Below are 3,320 nucleotides of genomic sequence, written 5' to 3'. Positions count from 1 at the left end.
CACGGAACGCCCCGACCGCGGCCCGCGCAGCTACGGCGCGCCGCGCCGCGAAAAGCTCGATCCGTGGTTCCTCAAGCCGTACGAACCGGCGGCAGCCCCGCGCAAGGAAACGCCCGCGGCACCGGCCGCATCGGGCAAGCCGAAGCCCAAGCTGGCGGCGCTGCTGGGCGGACTCCCGAAGCAGTAAGCTCCCTTGCGTCGTCCCCGCGAAGGCGGGGATCCAGGTTCGACGCGTTACGACACCGCATGCGACATCGGGCCCCCGCCTGCGCGGGGGCGACGGTAATTAGACTTCCTTTCCCAGCGCCGCCTCCACCCGCTCCAGCAGGTCGCCATGCTTGTACGGCTTGGCGAGGATATTCAGCCGCTGGCCCTGCCCACGTCCCGGCAATTCGTCCATGTAGCCCGTCGTGACGAGCACCGGCAGGCGCGGGCGCAGCCGGCGCGCTTCGTCGACCAGCTGCAGGCCGCTCATCCCGCCCGGCATGATCACGTCCGTGAACAGCAGGTCCACCCGCGCACCCTCGCGCAGCAGGTCCAGCGCCTTCTCGCCGCTGGCGGCCGCCAGCACCGTGTAGCCGGCCATGCCCAGCACGCTCTCGGCCAGTTCGCGCACGTCGTCGTTGTCTTCCACCACGAGCACGCTGGGCCGGCTGCCCGCCATGGCGTCCGCTTCCGGCGTCGTGGTGTCCGGGTCCGGGTCCGTGCCGGCACCGTCCTGGCCATTGTCGGCCACGGGGAAGATCATGCGCACCGTCGTGCCTTCGCCCGGCTTGCTGTCGATTTCCAGGCGGCCCTGCGACTGCTGCACGAAGCCGTGCACCATTGCCAGGCCGAGCCCCGTGCCCGGTCCCTTGGTCGTGAAGAAGGGCTCCGTCGCGCGCCGCAGCACCTCGGGCGGCATGCCGATGCCCTTGTCGACCACGCACAGGTCGACATAGGGGATGCGCTCCTCGCCGCGCACGATGGCGGTGCCGACGGTCACCTGGCCGCCCTCCGGCATGGCATCGCGCGCGTTGATCAGCACGTTCAGCAGTGCCATCTCCAGGTGCGTCGGATCGAGGTGGCACAGCGGGAGGCCGGGACGCAGGTCGAGCCGCAGGTCGACCTTGTCGCCCAGCGTGCGCACGAGCATCTCGGAGAATTCCACGACGAGGGTATTGATGTTGACGGCCTTGGGTTCCAGCCGCTGCTTGCGCGCGAACGTCAGCAGCTGCTGGGTGAGTTTGCCGGCCCGCATGGCCGCGCGCTGCGCCCGTTCCAGCGCGGCGCGCGCCGCGTCAGGTTTCTCGAGGCTGATCAGCGCGACTTCCAGGTTGCCGTTGATGACTTGCAGCAGGTTGTTGAAGTCGTGCGCCATGCCGGCCGTCAGCTGGCCGATCGCTTCCATCTTCTGCGCCTGCAGGTGCGATTCCTGGCTCGTGCGGCGTTCCGTGATGTCCATCTGCGACGCGAAGAAGTACAGTAGCTGGCCGTCCTGGTCGAAGATCGGCCCGATGAACAGGGCGTTCCAGAACGGCGTGCCGTCGGCCTTGTAGTTGAGGATGTCGACGGCGACGGCGCGCTGCTCGGCGACCGCCTTGCGCACCTCGTCCACCGTGTGGCGGTCGGTCTGCGTGCCCTGCAGGATGCGGCAGTTGCGGCCGACGACGTCCTCTTCCTTGTACTGCGTGAGGTCGAGGAAGGCGCCGTTGCAGAACACGATTGGGTTGTCCGGCTGGCGCGGATCCGTGATGACCATCGGCATGCGCGTCATCTCGACGGCGGCGAAGAAGATGTTGCCGCGGTCGTCCAGGCCGTCGCGCTTGATGTAGGTGGCCTGCCAGTGGTTGACGCCGGGGGTGCCCATGGGCTCGTAGGCGTTGCCTTCGACCTCACCCGCGGCGGGTACGCCGTAGCTCTGGCCGCCGCCCTGCACGTCGACGTTCTTGTTGCGCGTATCTTCTTTTTTGGGACCGAGGACCATACGATTTCGCCACATGAAGGCTTGGGATGCCGTTCATTTTGGCGGAGCAACGGTCGGCGCTCTGTACGGATGCGCACAGAGCGCCGCGGCCTCAGGCGGACGGCGCGGACAGCAGCGCCAGCAGGGCTTGCGCCTGTTCGCGCCAGGTCATCCACGTCATGCCTTGCGACGCCGGATGGCGCCCCTCGGCATGCAGCGCGAGCCAGGCGCGCACCGCGTCGGCCAGCGCCGCGCCGTCCAGGCCCGAGAAGTAATACGCATGCTCGCCCGCCACTTCGCGGAACACGGGCAGGTTGCGCGCCAGCAGCGGCAGGCCGTGATGCGCCGCCTCGATCAGCGGCAGGCCGAAGCCTTCGCCCTCGCTGGGGAACAGCAGGCAGGTGCTGGCCAGGTAGACTTGCTGCAGCGTGTCGTCGTCGATGCCGTCCAGCCACAGCAGGCGGCGGCCCAGTTCCGGACTGCCGCGCAGGCGTTCCATGATGCGGGGCAGCGTGCGGCGGTCGGCGTCGGCCAGCGGCTTCCAGCCTTCGCGTCCCACGATCACGAGGTTCACGTCCACCCCCGCGGCCCACAGCTGCTCGAAGGCCTCGATGGCCTGCAGGTGGCCCTTGCGCGGCTCGATCGTGCCCACCATCAGGAAGCTCGGACGTGATGCCACCTGCGCTGCGACCTGTTCCGCGACCGGCGACCGCGGCGCCCCGTGCGGCTTTTCCAGTTCCAGGTCCGCGCCCAGGTGCAGCGCCGTCAGCAGCTGGCCCGGCCGGCGCGCCGCGTCGCGCGTCGCCAGCCATTGGGCGAGGTCGTCGCACACGGCGTGCGAGATGCAGATCAGGCGGTCCGCCTCGCCCGCCACGCAGTCGAGGAATGCCGCGTGCGTGACGTCGGCATGGGGCGGGAAGAATTCCGGCCGCAGCACGGGCAGCAGGTCGTACACCGTGAAGTTGATGGAGACGCCGCGCGCGCGCCAGGCGGCATACAAACCGCTGCGCGCGGCCGTCATCGCGGCATGCGGCGAATGGTCGGCGCAGTAATAAATGTCGCCGGCCAGCACGTCCACGACGGGGTCCGGGCCCTGCAGCACCTGGTCGATGCCGAGCAGGCGCGCCGCGTAGTTGCGCGCGTAGCGGTATTGCGGGTGGCTGCCGCTCTCGTCGAGGTATACCGGTTCGACGCGCCAGCCGATCGCGCGCATCCTGAGCAGTTCCTGCAACTGGTTGCGCACGACGCGCTCGATGCCCGTCTTGAGGTCGTGGCGCGCGATCGTCGTCACGTCCAGCAGCAGCTGGCGCGGCTGCAGCGGGTCGGGCGCGCGCGCGATGCAGCGCGCAAGACGCTGCAGCAGGGCGTCGTCGTC

At 69.4% G+C, this 3,320-nt stretch carries 2 protein-coding genes and 1 pseudogene; 1 reads left to right on the top strand and 2 read right to left on the bottom strand.

From position 1 onward, the window contains the following. Nucleotides 1–187, top strand: a pseudogene (locus ACEN88_RS27430) (ATP-dependent helicase); the annotation flags it as partial. A gap of 99 nt (nt 188–286) precedes the next feature. Here the strand turns inward: ACEN88_RS27430 and ACEN88_RS27425 are convergent. Together ACEN88_RS27425 and ACEN88_RS27420 are read right to left on the bottom strand one after the other, a co-directional pair. Continuing rightward, the gene (locus ACEN88_RS27425) at nt 287–1,966 is read right to left on the bottom strand and encodes an ATP-binding protein (protein WP_413344751.1); all 1,680 of its coding nucleotides are present in this window, start codon (nt 1,964–1,966) and stop codon (nt 287–289) included. A gap of 91 nt (nt 1,967–2,057) precedes the next feature. Continuing rightward, nucleotides 2,058–3,320, bottom strand: a 1,263-nt coding sequence (locus ACEN88_RS27420) for a glycosyltransferase family 4 protein (RefSeq protein ID WP_413344749.1), incomplete at its 5' end; no start/stop codon positions are given.

The sequence above is a fragment of the Massilia sp. CT11-108 genome (genome assembly GCF_047302915.1).
Lineage (GTDB): Bacteria > Pseudomonadota > Gammaproteobacteria > Burkholderiales > Burkholderiaceae_D > Telluria > Telluria orientalis.
This window is presented reverse-complemented; position numbering and strand designations above follow the sequence as displayed.